12 protein-coding genes and 1 pseudogene are annotated in these 17,205 nt (G+C 52.5%); 12 read left to right on the top strand and 1 reads right to left on the bottom strand.

Going from position 1 to position 17,205, the window contains the following annotated elements; translation table 11 throughout:
- Positions 1-19: 19 nt before the first annotated feature.
- Positions 20-1,222, top strand: a complete 1,203-nt coding sequence (locus tag MJA45_RS08765; protein ID WP_315606879.1) for a multidrug effflux MFS transporter — start codon at positions 20-22, stop codon at positions 1,220-1,222.
- 196 nt (positions 1,223-1,418) lie between these two features.
- On the opposite strand, the gene MJA45_RS08770 is transcribed toward MJA45_RS08765, so the two are convergent.
- Entirely contained in the window at positions 1,419-2,246 is an 828-nt protein-coding gene (locus tag MJA45_RS08770) for an AraC family transcriptional regulator (protein WP_315606880.1), read from the bottom strand.
- Between the two features lie 136 nt (positions 2,247-2,382).
- Here MJA45_RS08770 and MJA45_RS08775 point away from each other — a divergent pair, with 136 nt between their 5' ends.
- The 11 genes and pseudogenes from MJA45_RS08775 (at position 2,383) to MJA45_RS08820 (ending at position 17,200) form a co-directional block, all read left to right on the top strand.
- On the top strand, positions 2,383-3,471 hold the full coding sequence (locus MJA45_RS08775) for a Gfo/Idh/MocA family protein (RefSeq protein ID WP_315606881.1): 1,089 nt from the start codon (positions 2,383-2,385) through the stop codon (positions 3,469-3,471).
- Between the two features lie 30 nt (positions 3,472-3,501).
- Positions 3,502-3,714, top strand: a complete 213-nt coding sequence (locus MJA45_RS28705; protein WP_455430390.1) for a hypothetical protein — start codon at positions 3,502-3,504, stop codon at positions 3,712-3,714.
- Positions 3,715-3,746: 32 nt separating this feature from the next.
- A pseudogene (locus MJA45_RS28710) lies at positions 3,747-3,862 on the top strand (sigma factor-like helix-turn-helix DNA-binding protein); the annotation flags it as partial.
- A 176-nt stretch (positions 3,863-4,038) separates the two neighbouring features.
- Entirely contained in the window at positions 4,039-5,799 is a 1,761-nt protein-coding gene (locus MJA45_RS08785; protein ID WP_315606882.1) for a sensor histidine kinase, read from the top strand.
- Between the two features lie 3 nt (positions 5,800-5,802).
- Entirely contained in the window at positions 5,803-7,407 is a 1,605-nt protein-coding gene (locus tag MJA45_RS08790; protein WP_315606883.1) for a response regulator, read from the top strand.
- Between the two features lie 114 nt (positions 7,408-7,521).
- A complete protein-coding gene (locus MJA45_RS08795; protein ID WP_315606884.1) occupies positions 7,522-9,099 on the top strand; it encodes an extracellular solute-binding protein in 1,578 nt (525 codons plus the stop codon).
- Positions 9,100-9,126: 27 nt separating this feature from the next.
- Entirely contained in the window at positions 9,127-10,077 is a 951-nt protein-coding gene (locus MJA45_RS08800; RefSeq protein ID WP_315606885.1) for an ABC transporter permease, read from the top strand.
- A gap of 14 nt (positions 10,078-10,091) precedes the next feature.
- Complete coding sequence (locus tag MJA45_RS08805) at positions 10,092-10,985, top strand: carbohydrate ABC transporter permease (RefSeq protein ID WP_315606886.1); 894 nt, start codon at positions 10,092-10,094, stop codon at positions 10,983-10,985.
- A 20-nt stretch (positions 10,986-11,005) separates the two neighbouring features.
- Complete coding sequence (locus MJA45_RS08810; protein ID WP_315606887.1) at positions 11,006-13,021, top strand: alpha-L-arabinofuranosidase C-terminal domain-containing protein; 2,016 nt, start codon at positions 11,006-11,008, stop codon at positions 13,019-13,021.
- Between the two features lie 14 nt (positions 13,022-13,035).
- Positions 13,036-15,411: a glycoside hydrolase family 43 protein gene (locus MJA45_RS08815; protein WP_315606888.1), complete on the top strand. Its 2,376-nt coding sequence runs from the start codon at positions 13,036-13,038 to the stop codon at positions 15,409-15,411.
- Between the two features lie 25 nt (positions 15,412-15,436).
- Positions 15,437-17,200 (top strand): glycoside hydrolase family 2 protein, encoded by a 1,764-nt coding sequence (locus MJA45_RS08820; RefSeq protein WP_315606889.1) that lies wholly within the window; start codon positions 15,437-15,439, stop codon positions 17,198-17,200.
- Positions 17,201-17,205: the final 5 nt, after the last annotated feature.

Consider the following 17,205-nt stretch of genomic DNA (forward strand, 5'->3'; position numbering starts at 1 on the left):
ATAGGAGATTCTCTTTATTATGACCAACAAGAACAATCAGCATGTGGTTAGACTGGCTTTGCTGCTCGGTTTATTTTCGACACTCGGGCCTTTTACTATCGATATGTATTTACCGGCGTTCCCGCAGATTGTGAAGCAATTCGATACGACGGCTTCGCTGGTGCAGCTGAGTCTGACCGCTTGTTTACTTGGACTCGGTATCGGCCAACTCGTCATGGGTTCGCTAAGCGACGTCTACGGTAGACGCAATCCGCTGCTTCTCTCCATGGCCGTTTATGTCTTCGCCTCGTTAGCTTGCGCATTTGCGCCAAATATCGGGCTGTTGATTGCCTTCCGGTTCGTGCAGGGTTTTGCCGCTTCGGCGGGCATTGTTATTTCGCGCGCTATCGCACGTGATCTATACAGCGGTCACGAGCTCACAAAATTTTTCTCGCTGCTCTTGCTTGTCGGTAATTTGGGTCCGCTCGTCGCACCGGTTACCGGTAGTGGAATTCTGTCTTTCACTACTTGGATAGGTGTATTTATAGCGCTGGCACTTCTGGGAATCTACCTATGGACGATGACAAAATGGGGGCTGCAGGAGACGTTGCCATCGGATCGCCGCAGGCCCAGCAATTTTGCACAACAACTGCGGAATTACGGATCGCTCTTGCGAGATCGCCAGTTTATCGGCTACATGCTGGCACAGGGTATTATGATCGCGGGGGTCTTCGCGTATGTTTCGGGAACGCCCTTTATCTATCAAAATATTTACGGGGCCTCGCCAACCGTATTCGCGCTATTATTCGGATCGAACGGCATCAGCCTGATCCTCGGCTCCCAACTGGTCGGCCGGATGGCGCATCGCGTAACCGAACACACCTTTCTGTTGTTCGGCCTATGGCTTGCCTGTTTGGCAAGCGTCACGGTCTTAGTGGTGGCCATCGTCCATGGACCGCTTTTCGCATTGGTGATTCCGCTGTTTTTCTTCGTAGCGGCAATCGGCATTACCTCAACGGCAGCATTCCCGCTCGCCATGGAGAGCCAGGGTCATATGGCGGGCAGCGCTGCTGCGCTGCTTGGTGTCATTCCCTTTTTGCTCGGAGCCGTCGTGTCTCCGCTAGTTGGCATCGCGGGTGAAGACACTGCCGTTCCGCTGGGTGTAATTATTTTATTAACCAGCGCCGCAGCGATGCTAGCTTACTTCCTGCTGGTCAGAAGATGCACCGGTCGAGCAGCTTAGGTTAGTTTCATAAATAATAGGCGTCAGGCAAACTCGCAGCATTTAAAAAGTGATCGATAATAAGAAAACTGCCATAACCCGTGAAGCACTAGGGGATGGCAGTTTTTCTGTTTCATCCGGGTACAAGCTTAAGGTGCTCTGTTTCCAAGATAAGGTCGGAGATAAACGTACGGGTTGGAGGCATGACGCCCCATGCTTACTGCAGCTGATTCCGCAAGCGGTATTCGCCGGGCGATGCGCCGAACCGGGTGCGGAAGGACCGGCAGAAATAAGGATAGCTGACGAAGCCCGAGGCTTCGGCGATTTCCTCCAGCTTTAGCCCGCTCTGAAGCATGCGCTCGGCCGCGAGGGAGAGACGGATGTCTACGACGTACCGCATGATCGATTGGCCGAACGCGGCTTTAAACAAGTGGGCGGCCGACGACACGCTGACGCCAGCAGCTCTGGCGATCTGCTCCAGGGTGAGCGTCTCGATGGCATGGTGTTCGATATATTCCTTGATCCGATACGGGACGTAGGATCCGCCTCTCGCCTCGTTGCCCTCCGCGGCCCGGCGTACCAGTCGTTCAAGCGACAGCAGGAGTGCGCGCAGGAGGTAGTCCGTCAGCTCTTCGTTCCGTTCGTAGATATTGCGTTTCTCAAAGATGATCCTGCGCCATTGCGAGAGTATGCCTTCATCCTGCGCGATTCGAGTGCAGGGCCGAAACCGGGCGCGGCTCCACCAGGCTTCCAACCACGGTCCTCCGCAGCTGAGGTAATAATCCGTGCTTTCGATCTGAATCCCGTCCCGGCTCTCGTTGGTTTCGGCGTCGATTCGAAGCAGATAATCGTCGCCGGGCTTTAAAAGCAGGAGGTCGCCCGGGCGGATCGTATAGACTTCTCCGTTCACGGACGCTTGGCAGCTGCCGTTTACCTGCAGCCGAATCAAGTAAGTGGAGGTAGGCGCCGGTGTCCGGCCGCTGACGAATAATCGGGTATGCCTTGAGCATCCGACGCTGTAAACGACCGCTTCCGTATGACTCATGATCGTCACTCCTTTGTCTCTCACTTTAAAGAATTCTTGCAAGATAAGTCAACCATTTCCTTAATTGGTCATTTGTTTTCGCCGGTAAAATCTTATACTGGTATCTGGAAGGAAACCTTAAAAGGAGGAATGACAAATGAGTGAAGCACTTCGAGTAGGCATCGTGGGAACCGGGGGGATTTTTCAGGCGGCTCATAAACCTGCATGGCTGGGGCACCCGGAAGCGGAGATCGTCGCGGTATGCGACATAAACGGAGAACGGGTGCGGGCGGTAGCGGAGGAACTGGGCGGCGTGCCGTCCTACGAAGATTACCGGGAACTGCTGGAGCGGGAGGACTTGGACGCGATCGACATCTGCACGCCGAACCTATACCATTCGGAGATTGCCGTTGCAGCATTGAACAAGGGCTTGCACGTTTTTTGCGAGAAACCGGACGCCGTCAGTCCCGAGGAAGCGCAGCGAATGGCCGACGCGGCGAAGAGGAGCGGCAAGCTGCTGATGGTCATGCGCAACAACCGTTTCTCCCCGGGCTCCCGCTACCTGAAGCGATACATTGATCAAGGCTTAATGGGGGAGATCTATACGGGCCGGTGCGGGTGGGTTCGCCGGAGGGGAATCCCGGGCAAGGGAGGCTGGTTTACTACCAAATCTTTGTCCGGAGGCGGCCCGCTGATCGATTTGGGCGTTCATTTCATCGATTTGGCGTTATGGCTGATGGGCAACCCGAAGCCAATCGCGGTCAGCGGGGCGACCTATACCAAGTTCGCCGCCAGTAACGTGTCTGATTCCGCGCACAGCCAGTTCGGCGACCGAAACGCGGAGGGGATATTCGACGTAGAGGATCTGGCGACGGGATTTATCCGGTTCGACAATGGGGCTACTCTGCAGATTGAGTTCAGTTGGGCTTCCAACATCGGGGAGGAAATGAACTTCGTCGAGCTCCGAGGTACGCAGTCGGGCGCTTCTCTGAAGAACGGCAGCCTCAAGATTTTCTCCGAGACAGCCGGGCAGCTGGCGGACATCCATCCGGTGCTGAACGAAGCAAAAGCCAAGCCGCAGCATACCGAGAATATCTTTCACTTTGTCGATTGCGTGCGGAACGGCGCCGAGCCGACGATTCGTCCGGAGCACGGAGTCGACATGATCAAGATCCTCACCGCCATTTACGAATCCGCCGCGAGCGGACGGGAAGTGCGTCTCGTGGAAGAGAGAGCCGTGCTGTAACGCTGAAATCTTACTAAATAAGGTGAAGCGGTGATCGGAAGCTGCCTCAGATCCTCCCATGAGGAGGGGGAAGGGCGGCTTCTTCATTGGCATCTGTCAACGCTTAAAGATTACATCGCTTTGTGTTCCCATCGTCAAGAAATTCGATACGAAGAACTGGAGGACCTGATTTCGATCGGGACGATCGGGCTGATCAAAGCGATTGAATCCTACTCCCCTTACATAGGGACGAAGTTCGCTTAGGGTCCGACGTCTTCTTTTTGTTTTATAAATGGGATGAGTGCACGCAGCGGGAGATTGCGAAGGGCTCGGCATCAGCCGCTCGTATGTATCACGGAACGAGAAGCGGGCACTGACGAAGCTGTACCATGAGTTATATAAGGCGAAGAAGGGAATGGATCCCTTCTTTTTTTTGTTGGCAGGCTCCGTTTGGGTGTTGAAGATGTCTGGATTCCTCACTTTTCCAGCACATAATTTGTATTCAATGTTTGGGTGCCACAAGGTATGATAAGAATCAGATGTTTTTCTGAAGAGCCTTTTGACTATAGATAGGGAGTTGCTTGACGCATGAATTTTTTCTCCATCAAAAAGCTGATTTCGCCAAGTGTAAGCATTCAAGGAAAAATCTTTGTTGCCTTTACTTTGGTTACCCTGCTCGGAATCGTGGCCGTGACAAGCATCGTTTATTTGTATATGAGGGAAACCGTGAAACACAATGCCTTTACTTCCGTTACGGACAGCATACGGCAGGCGGACGAATCCTTGAATCTCCGGCTGGAGGAAATCAGCCGATTGAACACGGTTGTCGTTACCAATAGCACCGTTTTGGCTACCTTGCAAAGCCATACCGAGGAGCCCAGCTACGAGTGGTTCCAAGAGCAAAAGCGGATCGAAGAGTTTCTATCTGCCGTAATCGCTTACAAGCCTTATATTTCAAGGATTTCCGTCATTGGAATGAACGGAAAGGTTTTTTTCGTTGGCTCCCCTTGGCTCGATAAGAGAATAATCCAGGCTCCGATGATGCAGTATTTTCTGCAGAATGGCTCGGGACATGCCTATTTTCATCAACCGGGGAGCAGTTCCATCGTAACCGGCCGTGAGATCAGGTATAACCGGGAGACAATCGGCATGGTGATGTTCGACCTCAATGACGATTTTATTAAGAAGATCTACGATGTTAAACCAACGCCCGACAGTATGCTGTACGTGGCAGACGAGAAGAACGAATTCATTTATGAGCCCCGAGCCAGCCTTGTGGATAAGGAAACGGTCTTGAAATTAAACCAGGAGCTGGCCGGATCAAGTGCTTCGGTTGAAAGGGTGATTAAGGGAAAAAGCTACCTGGCGGTAAGCCGGAAATCGGATTATACCGGATGGTCTACGCTGGCACTAATCCCCATGAAATCGCTGTTAACTGAAACGGTGCGGATCCGCAATCTATTGGCTGAAGTGTCCATTATCGTGTTTGTCCTTATCGTCATCGGCACCTTGCAGGTTTCTTCAAGAATAACCAAAAATATACGAATGCTGAGGTCCATGATGATGCGGGTGATGGACGGCAATTTGACGCCCCCGGCGACCATCATTCATTCCAAGGATGAAATCGGGCAGCTCTACCTAGCCTTCAAAAGGATGGTAGAGGAGGTAAATCGTCTGCTTGAAGGGATCCGGACAACCGAGAGGGAGAAACGGGAAGCGGAGCTCGCGGTCCTGCAGGCTCAAATCCGTCCCCATTTTCTGTACAACACGCTGAACACCGTCAAGTATCTGGCCAAGCTGAACGGGGTACCGAATATTGTGGAGGTATCCGAATCCTTAATTGAACTTATGCGCGGCGTATTGGGCAATTCAAATGAATATCTTTCACTGCAGGACGAACTGCAGTATGTCAGCAGCTACGTAACGATTGAAAAGTATAAATACGTGGAACCCATTCAGTTGAACATTGAAATAGAAAGGGAAGAGCTGCTGCGGTGCCGTGTGTTAAAGCTCATGCTGCAGCCCATTGTGGAAAACGCCATTATTCATGGAATCGCTTCCTCGGAGCATGGGGGAGTGGTGCAGATTCGTATCTATAAGCAGCTCCATGAACTCAGAATCGAAGTCAAGGATTATGGCAAGGGCATGTCCGAGGAGCAGATCGAGGCTCTTTTTGCAGGGAGTAACAGCCAGAGCGGCAGCCGCTTCAGCGGAATGGGGGTACGCAATGTGCATGAACGCATCGTCCGAGTGTATGGAGAGCCTTACGGTGTGTCGGTTTACAGCGAGCCGGGGACGTTTACCAACGTGCTGATCCGGTTCCCTTTGCTGCCGGAGAAGGAGGAATGATAAATGTTTCAAGTATTGTTGGTTGACGATGAAGCCTTGGCCCGTAATGACGTTAAAAGCATGCTGGACTTCGAAAGCCACGGGTTCACCATATGCGGGGAAGCGAACAGCGGGTCGATGGCTCTTTCCATGATGGAGCGGCTGACCCCGCATATTGTCATTCTGGATGTGAGCATGCCGGTCATGAACGGGGTGGAATTGAGCCGCCTGATCCGGGATCAATTTCCCCGGGTGAAGATGATCATGCTCAGCAGCTATGACGATTATGATTATGTCCGGACTTGCCTGATGAACGGGGCTATGGATTATTTGCTCAAGCATCGGCTGAACCCGGATTCCCTACTCGCGCTTCTGAATAAAGCGGTACAAGATTTGCGGGACGAGGACCAGGAGCAGGAGGCGCGCAGAGTCCATACCCAAATGATAGAGCAGCTCAGTCCCGTTATTCATCGCGAGTACGTAGCGAACTTAGCCAGAGATCCGCAAGCAGCCGGGGAAGAGCTGCATGCTTACGCGCGGGAGAATAAGCTTTATCCGGATTCCGAGAATTATGGAGCCGCCGCCGTACAGCTCGTTCCTTTTTTGCTATTGACGGAAACGCTTACCGACGTACAGAAGAACCGGCTGGTGCAGCAGGCGGCCGATGTCATGCAGATGGCGATTGGCGACATTCAGAGGCGAACCGTAGCCTATGTGGGAGAGGGACGCTATATTGTCCTTTTTTCTTCGGCGGATCGAAGTGAGCACACGGCAGCCTCCCAAATGAATCAAGCGATGAGCAGCCTTTCCCATTCCCTTGAGAAGTTCCTTAACTTAAAATGCGTCCACGCGGCAGGGCCGCTATGCGGAAGCTTGAAGCAGCTTGGAGACAGCTACCGCAAGGCCAACCAGGCCATGAATGACAGGCTCCATCAAGGGTCAAATACACCCGTGAGGAGAGAGTCTTTGGCTATGGAAGAGCAGAAGCAGCTGCTGCTTTCTTTGGAGCAACTAAATGAAGAAAGAATGAACCGCATCCTTTCCACCCTATTTGCTTCGCTGCAGGGTTATCCCGTCTACTCCATGACGGTGCAAATCATCGTAAGTGAGATGCTGCATATGGTGGAAATGCTCTGGAAACGACATTTCCCTCACGCTTCCAAGGAGGACAATAAGCTATTTCCTTCCCGAAATGACCTTGGCCGAATAGGAAGCTTGGCCGAACTGGAGCAATGGCTGCTGCACTACTGCGCATGTCTGATGGAGGAGCTTAAGAAACAGCATGCCGGAGGACCTTATTCGCGCCATATTTCGAAAGCCACTCAATTTATTGCAGACCACTATGCTTCCAACATATCTTTGGAACTCGTAGCGGGTGAATTGAATCTTAACCCTTCCTACCTAAGCCGGTTGTTCAAAGAGGAAACCCAAATGACGTTCACCGAGTATTTAAACCACGTTCGCATTAAATCCAGCTGTCTGCTCATGGAATCCGGCTCCTATGCTTTGAAAGAAATCAGCAGCCAGGTCGGTTTTTTTAACTATACTTACTTTTTTAAAGTTTTTAAGCTGATAACCGGTATGACACCGCAGGCTTACATGGATAGCCGGAAACAGTCAAATAAGTAGAATGGAAAGTCAAATATTTGGAATCACCGAAAGACGAACCTTTTTTATAATGAAGGCAACCGACAGAAAACGCTTACTTTCTGGTGGGGTCCAATCGAACGGAGGAACAGGTAAATGAAAAAAAAATGGGGGACGGTACTGCTTTCCACCTTGGTTGTTTCCGGCATGTCGCTTACCGCGTGCAGTACGAACAAGGGAGACGAGCCCAAATCTACGGCGGATGCTGCTGCGAATGGGGTGTCTGCGGATGGATTTCCGATTGTCAAAGAACCGATCAAGTTAAAGATGTTCACCAGAATTGCCCCAACCAATGGGCCGTTTAAGGATATGCCGGTGTTCCAGGAATACGAAAAAAAGAGCAATATTCAGGTTGAATTTTTGGAAGCGCCCACGGACGGTTTCAATGAGAAGAAGAATCTGTTGTTTGCCTCGAACGAGCTTCCCGATGCCTTGTACCGCTCCGGTCTTACTCCTTTAGAAGCAATTCGCTATGGTTCGGCCGGTCAATTGATTCCGCTGGAGAAGCTTATTGAAACCTACGCTCCCAACCTGAAAAAGCTGATGGATACCTATCCCGAGATTCGTTCGGCGATTACAACGCCCGAAGGCCATATTTATGCCATCCCGGGAATCGTGACCGTGGGCTCGGCCCGAACCGATAAAAAATGGATGAATCAAGCATGGCTGAAGAAACTGAACCTGAAGGAGCCGGAGACGACGGACGACCTGTACGAAGTGCTGAAGGCTTTCCGGGACAAAGATCCGAATGGCAACGGCAAGCAGGATGAAATCCCTATGACGGCCCGCAACGGCTTGAGTATCGTCCCGATCATGGGCGGATCGTTCGGACTTGATTTCCAGTTGGGTTATAACATCAACCTGGAGAATGACAAGGTTAATATTTGGATGGGAAATGACCGGAATAAAGAATTGTTGATGTACTTGAATAAGCTGTATTCGGAAAAGCTGCTCGATCAAGAGCTGTTCTCCCAGAAGGAAGCTCAATATTTGGCCAAGCAAGGGACGGGCAGCACCGGCTTTTTCTTTGATCAGACGAACAATCCGATGCTGGACACGAAAGTCAATGATCAATATATCGGGATAGCCCCGCTCAAGGGACCGCACGGCGACAGATTGCAGCTGGCTGCCCCAGTACCAAGGGATTTTGGAGCCTTTGCCATCACCTCGGTAAATAAGCATCCGGAGGCCACGATACGTTGGATCGATTATTTCTTCGGAGACGAAGGCTCCACCTTATTGCGGTTCGGCCGTCAAGGAGAGAACTATGAGCTTCGCGATGGAATTCCTTATTATACGGACGCCTTCCTCGCCACGGGCAATCAGTCCAAAATCACCCCGTACGCCGGAGGCGGAGCGCCGCATCTGATCAGCGAGAAGGTGGCTTCCTACATCAATCCGCCGCAGGTTCAGGAGGCTCAAAAGAAACTCGATCCGTACATGCCGAAGATCCGCTACGCGGCCCCTATGTTCGACGAGCAGACGGCTCAAAAAATCAACGTGCTGCGCAACGATATCGACAAATATTACGAGGAGCAGAGCACCAAGTTCATTGCCGGCGCCCTCTCCTTCGATAAGTGGGATGAGTTCCAGTCGACGCTAAAGAAAATGAAAATTGACGAGCTGCAAAAGCTGTACCAGGACGCTTACGACAACCTCAAAAAGCAAAAATAAGACCCCATGATGGTTGGAGGTTTATAGATGAAAAGTACAGCAATTCCGGTGGACGCTGCGCCTCGATCCAAATCGAGGCGTCTCTTTAAATCCATTGTCAGTCGTTACGATCTCTACCTTATGCTGCTTCTCCCCATCGTATGGTACCTGGTGTTCCATTATGGACCCCTGTACGGTTTGCAAATCGCCTTCAAAAATTTCAGTCCGGCCAAGGGCATCCTGGCCAGCCCATGGGTGGGATTGGAGCATTTTCAGCGGTTCGTAGAATCCTATTACTTCTGGAGACTGCTCTGGAACACCGTATCGATCAATTTGTTTTCCTTGTTGTTTGCCTTTCCGATTCCGATCCTTCTGGCTTTGCTTATCAACGAGATTCGGAGCAAAACGTTCAGCAAGATCGTACAAAACGTGACCTATATCCCGCACTTTATTTCCGTCGTCGTCATGGTGGGCATGCTGATGCTGTTCCTATCTCCGAGGGGAGGGCCGGTGAATTCGATCCTTCAGGCCTTCGGCGCAGCGCCGGTTCGTTTTCTGGATTCGGCGGCATGGTTTAAAACCATCTTCATCGGTTCTAACATATGGCAGAACATGGGCTGGCAATCGATCATTTACATTGCGGCTCTTAGCGGAGTGAATCCGCAGCTGTATGAAGCGGCCAAAATGGATGGAGCCGGCCGGCTCAAGCGCATTTGGCATGTGTCCGTTCCCGGCATTCTGCCGGTCATCGTCATTCTGCTCATTCTGGATGTAGGACACTTCATGAATGTCGGCTTTGAGAAAATTCTCTTAATGCAAAACAATCTCAACATACAATCAAGCGACGTCATCTCTACTTTTGTCTATACGACCGGTATTCTTAAAGGAGAATACAGCTATACAGCGGCCATCGGTTTATTTAACTCCGTCATTAACTTGGCGCTGCTGGTACTGGTAAACCGCTTTGCCCGTAAAAAGGCCGAGACAAGCTTATGGTGAGGAGGGGCCATGCGATGGGCGAACAAACGGTCAAGAAAAGGAAGTCGGATGAACAACTATTCGATACGGTCGTCAACGTGTTGGCCGTAGTTATTTTAATCGTGGTGCTGTACCCGCTGATCTTCATTGTCAGTGCATCCTTCAGTGATCCGGCACTCGTCTTGAACGGCGAAGTGTATCTTCTGCCTAAACACATTACTTTCGAAGCTTATAAGAACGTTTTTCAGAACGAAAAAATATGGAATGGCTATGGCAACACCATTATTTATACGACCGTCGGCACAGCGATCAATGTGTTGATGACGACTTTAGCGGCCTACCCGCTTTCCAGACGTGACCTGCCCGGGCGGGGAGTCATTATGTTCTTTATTACGCTGACGATGTTTTTCAGCGGGGGTCTTATTCCCTCGTATCTCCTCGTGAAAAGCTTGGGTATGGTCAATACGATGTGGGCGCTTATCATTCCGGGCGCCATTGCCACCTACAATCTGATCGTCATGAGAACCTATTTTCAATCCAGCATCCCTTGGGAGATTCAAGAAGCGGCTCATATCGACGGGTGCTCGAACTGGAAACTGCTTACCCATGTGATCCTGCCCTTGTCCAAGCCGATCTTGGCGGTGATGGTCCTGTTCTATGCTGTAGGTCACTGGAATTCCTACTTCAATGCGCTGATCTATATTCGCACCAAGGAGCTTTACCCGCTGCAGCTCGTGCTGCGCGAAGTACTCCTCGTCAGTCAGGCGGATGCGGTTGACAGCAGTGTCGGGATGGAATCCAAGATTCTGCTGGCCGAAAGCATTAAATATGTCGTCATCATTATTTCCAGCTTGCCGGTGCTGGTGATGTATCCGTTTGTGCAAAGGCATTTCGTGAAGGGCGTCATGATCGGCTCGTTAAAAGGATAACGGAAGGAAGGTTTGTGCATATGAGGCAATCCAGAGCAAGCATAAAGATAAATCCCGATCCAATCGGTAAAAACAAAATAAATCCTTATCTGTTCGGACATTTTGTGGAAGACATTCGCGATCATATGGATGCCATGCTGGCCTATCCGCTTTCGGATATGGATTTTGAAAGCATAGACAATACATACAGAGGACTGTCCGGAAGCTGGCGTCCCTATACGAATGGGAAAAGCACGAGGTATGCCCTAGAACCTGCAGCTGCGCATCATTCCGGCCACAGCCAGATGATTCGGGTCTTTAGCTCTGACGGGGGCTATGCAGGCGTAAGGCAAGCCATCGCGGTAGAACAAGACCGGGAAGGCTATCGTATGGCTCTATACGCTAGAGCCTCGATTGAAATTAAATACGTTGTGGCAGAGATCGCGGATAAGAACAGCGGAGAAGTGCTGGGTTCGACCCGGATCGATCTGGACAGCCATAATTGGAAGCATTATGAATCGCGTCTTACGGTTGAGCGGGACTGCGAGCTGGCGGAGTTCCGGGTATATGTCCCTTCGGAGCATGAGCCATGGCTGGACCATGTATCCACCGGGATGCTTTGGCTGGATCATGTTTCCCTGCTGCCCTCCGATAGCCAGGGTATCGTTCGCAAAGAAGTCATGGATAAGACGATGGACTTAAACGCCGGGATGATGCGGCTAGCAGGGAATTATATCAGCGCCTATCACTGGCGGCAGGCGATTGGACCGGTCTACGAGCGGCCCTGTGTGGTGAATGAGGCATGGGGCGGATGGACGAATAAATATTTCGGTACGGATGAGTTCCTTACCTTTTGCCGTGAGTTGAAGGTAGAGCCTCTTATCTGTGTAAACGATGGTTCGGGAACACCACAGGAAGCGGCCGAGTGGGTGGAATACTGCAACGGCGATGCCGATACGCCGATGGGCAAGCTGAGAGCCGCTCACGGGCATGCCGAGCCGTACGGCGTGAAATATTGGGAGATCGGCAATGAAGTCTGGGGACCTTGGCAGGTCGGCCATTGCAGCGCGGAGGAATTTGCCGAACGCTACCTTCGCTTTGCCCAAGCCATGAAGGCTGCCGATCCGGAGATCGTGCTGCTCGCCTGCGGGCACACTGCAATGGAATGGAACAAGACCTTATTGGACCGGGCCGCTGAGCAGATGGATTACTTAACGCTGCATCTGTATCACGGATACAATCGTTTTGGAATGAACGAGCAGACGCCGAAGGATGAGCGGTATAAAGCCATGGTCTCTTATCCGGAATGGACGCGGGAAACGCTGCATCATCTGAGGGAAATGTTCGGTTCGGATGAACGGTACGCCCATATGAAAGTGGCCGTCACGGAATACAACACGATGTACTATCCGAATACGATGCGCAAAGGGCTTCCCAACGAGCACACCCTGGAAGCGGCGGTGGCTAATGCCGCTAATTTGAATGAATTTATCCGGAACCGCGATTTGATCGAGATCGGCAGCTTCTCCGACCTTGTCAACGGCTGGCTCGGCGGGTGTATCCGGGTAGGGGACTATTTTGCAGATCAGTTCCGGGGCAAATCCCGGGGATGGAGCGGGAAATCGTTAACGGTGTATGGGACACCGACCTATTATGTGATGCAAATGTATGCCAACCGGGACATAGCTTATGTGGTAGAAAGTCATACCGAATGCGGCAGCTTCCAGGTGAACAGCCCGGTGTCCGCTGCCCCAAAGCTGGATGACCTGCCGAATCTGGATGTCGTGGCATGCCAGAATGCGAATGGGGATAAGCTGACGATCTTCCTGGTGAACCGAAGCCTCGAAAATACGGTGGCAGATGTGCAGCTGGGAGGGTTCGCAGCGGAGGGTGCAGCTCAGCTGTTTGAATTAACAGCGGACGATTACGAAGCCGTAAACAGCGTGCATACTCCGAATTCCGTTGTCCCAGCAGCCCGGGAACTATCTTTTGCCGATGGTCAAGTGACCTGTGAGGTTAAGGCCCATTCCGTATATGTCTTGGAAATCACCCGATAAAGGATACCTACATGATGGAGAGGATAAGGCAAATCAAGAAAATTTGGATCTCTGTCGCGGCTGCTTGTCTTTTGGTCCCGGCGATTGTGCTTGGCTCCCTGCATCCGACAGAAGGGAAGGGGACGGCGAACCGAATGGCGATCACCCTGAGTCAAACGTATCAAAATCCGTTCGTGCTGGACCAGGAATGGGAGGATTACGGCGTTGGGGATCCTTACCTTCTTCGCTATGACGGCCGCTATTATCTTTACTGCAGCACGAAGGACGGGAGAGTCGGGGTGAAAGCGTGGAGCTCCGATGATCTTGTGAACTGGCGCTATGAAGGCTTGGTGACCGAGGACCCCGTCAGTACAGGTGCTTATGCACCGGAGGTCGTCTATTGGAACGGGCTGTTCTATATGTACACTTCCCCTGCAGGCAAAGGGCATTATGTCCTGCAGAGCGACAAACCGGCGGGACCGTTCGTGAAGAAGACGGACAACCTTGGCCTTACCATCGACGGCTCCGTCTTTATCGACGACGACGGGAAATGGTATTTCACCCATGCCAAGTTCGGAGGCATTATGGCGAGCCCGATGGCCGACCCGTTTACCATCGGACCGGACAAGCCGTTGAACGCCTCCCTTGGGCACTGGACGGAAGGCTCCATGATCATCAAGCGGAACGGACGTTATTTCATCACCTATACGGGCAATCACGTCTTTAGCGCGGGGTACCGTGTCAACTATGGGGTAAACCGCGAATCTCCGATTGGTACGTATGCCATACCGGAGAACAACCCGATCCTTCTTTCCACTGCAAAAGATTTTAACGGGCTTGGCCACAGTGCGACCGTTATGGGACCGGATTTGGATTCTTATTATATCGTTTACCATAACCTTATCGGCCGTTCCGCAGAAGGGCCTCCCGTTCGAAGGCTGAACCTGGACCGGCTTGTCTTCAACGGCGATAAGATGTCCGTTCTCGGGCCGACGCACGGTGCGCCGCAGGAAGCGCCCCGGCTGCCGGATTTCCGGGATGTGCCGGGTACAGCCCCATCCGAAGACAAGTGGGAGCGCCTGGTTCAAGCCGGGGGAAGCGAGGCTTTGTTGACCCGAATGGATGTGGGCAGCCGGTATACCGGCGAATATAACTTTCGATTCGAAGATCGGAAGGAGGATGCCGCGACGTCTTCCCTGGAAGCCATATTCGCCTACGGGGATTCAGGGAATTACCGGGCGGCCCGTGTGGACGAGGAAAAGAACGAGCTGACGCTGATCGATTACACGAGCGGCAGGGAGACGGTGGCGGCCAAGAAGACGCTGCCGGAGGACACCGACCTGACGAAGCTCCATACGATCCGGATCGAGTCGGACGGTACCGGCACGAAGCTGTTCTGGGACGGGCTGCTTCAGCTCGAGCAAGCATCCATGGCCGCGAAACCCGGCCGCATGGGCTATCGCTGGCCTCAAGGGGCGAAGCCGGATTTGCATTACACGGCCTTTTCCAATGAAGCGGGGGGCAGCAGCGATCAGAAAGCGCTCAAACCGCTGCCCGGGTCAATGGAAGCCTTACACGGCGTTCAGGAGGGCCATCCAAGCGTCCGCTCGGGCCTTACACCAGACGGCAGCGATGCCGTCGTTCTCTCGAGCAAGGGGGACGGTCTCTCTTTTCCAGTGAACGTTCGCCAAGAGGGCCCTTATCTGGTGTCCGTCAACGTTTCCAAAGCCTCGAAGGGCTCGACGCTCGTATTAGAAGCGAACGGAAGGGAGAAGGAAATCAAGCTGGATCCCTCCTTATTCGCAGACGATGCCGACTGGACGAAAATACCGCTGGGCGAGGTTGAGCTGAAGAAAGGGACCCAGTGGCTGTCGCTGCGCCGGGGGAAGGGAGACATTTCCCTTCGGTACGTGGAAGCGGGTCTGACGGTGCCGGTGCCGGAGCAGTCGGTCATTAAGCCGTCAGCAGTCGGCTTGGTCAATCGGTTCGGCGGCGATTCCGGCTGGGCGGATTATACCGTCAGCTTCGATCTGACACGGAAAGAAGCGACGACGGACGAGATCGGGGTTCTGCTGCGGACCTCCAACGAGTCGGAATTCAAGGATCAGGTCAAAGAAGCCTACATGGGCTACTCGCTGGTGTTTCAAGACGGGAAGGCCGTTCTGTCGCGAGTGAGCTATGAGAATGTTGCCGAAAAGGCATCCGCACCCCTTGCCTTCGCGTCCGGGCAGACCCGGCGGATTACAGTAAAACTAAGGGGTACGACGATTGCGGTTTACGCAGATGGCAGTGGCGAGCCCCTCTTGAGATGGACGGACCCGAACGCATTTCTGCTCGGCCGTGTAGGCCTTAGAGGGGTATCGACGGCTTGGATCGTCTCACCATTGACGGTAACGGGCAATCAAAAATAACGGGAATCTAGGAGCGAAGGACGCTATGACGACGAAGAAATATATTAAAAATTATCCGAGACCCCAGTTCGTGAGAGAAAACTGGGTCGATTTGAACGGCGAGTGGCGCTTCGGCTTTGACGATGAAGACGCAGGGGAGGCCAATGGGTGGCACCGGAGCTTCGGAGGAGACCGCCAAATCCTTGTTCCTTTTACTTATGAAACGAAGGCGAGCGGCATTGGGGAGGAGGCTCACCATCCTTGCGTTTGGTACAACCGAACGCTGGACCTTCCGGCGGAAGCTGCCGGCAAACGAATTCTCCTGCATTTTCAAGCGGTGGATTATATCGCGACCGTATGGGTCAACGGCGAATACGTCGGAAGGCATCAAGGCGGGTACGCGGCATTTTCATTCGACATTGCCCCTTACGTGACGGCGGGGTCCGCGAATGAGCTGACGGTTAAGGTTGAAGACAGCAAGGATGCTACCCAGCCGCGTGGCAAACAGCGCTGGGTGGACGATAACTTCGAATGCTTCTATGTGCAGACGACGGGCATTTGGCAGTCGGTTTGGCTGGAATACGTAGACCAGGAATACGTGGATTCGGTAAAAATCACGCCGGATGTAGACGCCTCCTCCGTTCGATTCGAGTACCAGGTGAATGGCGATGTGCACGCGGACAGCAAGCTTCGACTGGAAGCGATTATTACGATGAAGGGACGGCAGGTCAAACAGGCAAGCCTGACGATCGACCGCCCCTGGCTTATGCTCGAGGTCGACCTCGTTCACGAGATGAACGGGCCTTGGAAGCGCTGCTACTGGGCCCCGGGCCGTCCGAATTTGTACGATGTGGAATTTATCCTGTACCGGGACGACGTTGCGATTGATCATGTCTACTCTTATTTCGGCATGAGAAAAATATCGATCGAGAAGGGCAAAGTGCTCCTGAACAATGTACCGGTCTATCAACGAATGCTCCTGGATCAAGGCTACTGGCCGGAAAGCCATTTAACGCCGCCTTCCGAGGAAGCGTTGATCGAGGATATCGATCTGCTTCTGCAGATGGGGTATAACGGGGTGCGCAAGCACATGAAGATTGAGGATGCCCGGTTCTTGTATTGGTGCGATGTGAAGGGAGTGCTTGTCTGGTCCGAGATGGCGGCCACCTACGAATTTAACGACAAGGCGGTGCAGCAATTCACCGAAGAATGGATGGAAATCGTTCGCCAGCAGTATAACCATCCGTCCATTATCACTTGGGTTCCTTTCAATGAATCCTGGGGCATCGCGAATATTTTCAAAGACCGCCGGCAGCAGAAATTCACCGAAGCGATCTATCACCTCACCAAGGCGTTTGATCCGAACCGGCCGGTGATAACGAATGACGGTTGGGAGCATACCGTGTCCGATATCTTGACGCTGCATGATTATGTGGAAACGAAGGAACAATTCCTTAAGCGCTATGCCAATAAGGACGAAATCGTGAACAACGAGAAGACGTTCAACCAATGGAAATATGCCTTCGCCGACGGCTACGGCTACAAGGGACAGCCGATTATCGTGAGCGAATTCGGCGGCATCGCTTTCCAGTCCGACAAAGGCTGGGGATACGGCGGTCAGGTCGCTTCAGAGGAAGCGTTCCTGGAAAGATTCCGCGGCATTCACGAAGCGATTAAGCAGACGGGGTATATCGTAGGATACTGCTACACCCAGATTACCGACGTTCAGCAAGAGGTGAACGGGCTGTTGACCGAGGAGCGGAAGCCAAAGGTGCCGCTGGAGAAGATCAGGGAAATCAATCTATCCTGAGAAAG

This window comes from Paenibacillus aurantius, from assembly GCF_032268605.1.
In the GTDB taxonomy this organism is placed as follows: Bacteria; Bacillota; Bacilli; order Paenibacillales; family NBRC-103111; genus Paenibacillus_AO; species Paenibacillus_AO aurantius.